1 protein-coding gene is annotated in these 465 nt (G+C 54.2%); it reads left to right on the top strand.

Going from position 1 to position 465, the window contains the following annotated elements; all coding sequences use genetic code 11:
* A partial coding sequence (locus PsW74_RS29560) for an efflux RND transporter permease subunit (RefSeq protein ID WP_208988191.1) occupies window positions 1-465 on the top strand: 465 nt, incomplete at both ends.

The raw sequence follows: 465 nt of genomic DNA, 5'->3' as shown, positions 1-465 counted from the left end.
ACAGTTGTTGGTTCGGTGACCATCTCAGCGATTGTCGCGCTCACCCTGACACCCATGATGAGCTCCAAGATCCTCAAAGCAAGATCAGAGAAGGCCTCCGGGTGGGATGATGCACTGACCCGTACGGTTGATGACATCTACGACCGGTTCCGCAAACGCTACTTGCGTGCTCTGGAAGCATCGCTGGACAACAGGCCTGTCGTTCTCACCTTTGCCTTTTTGATCCTCTCCAGTATTCCGGTGCTTTATTCCACCTCACAGCAAGAGCTGGCACCGCAGGAAGATCAGGGCCTAGTTCTGGCCCAGTCAACGCCAGCACCTTCGGCCACCCTGCAACAAAAAATGCTCTACACAGAAGAGATCTATCGCATCGCCCGGAAATATTCTGAGGTTGAAGGCGTGTTTCAACTGGTGCTGTCCTCCAGCGTACTCTCAGGCGTGTTGCTCACTCCATGGGATGAACGC

It is taken from the genome of Pseudovibrio sp. W74, assembly GCF_001623085.1.
In the GTDB taxonomy this organism is placed as follows: Bacteria; Pseudomonadota; Alphaproteobacteria; order Rhizobiales; family Stappiaceae; genus Pseudovibrio.
The sequence above is the reverse complement of the archived record's forward strand: the minus strand, read 5'-3'. Positions and strand labels throughout refer to the sequence as shown.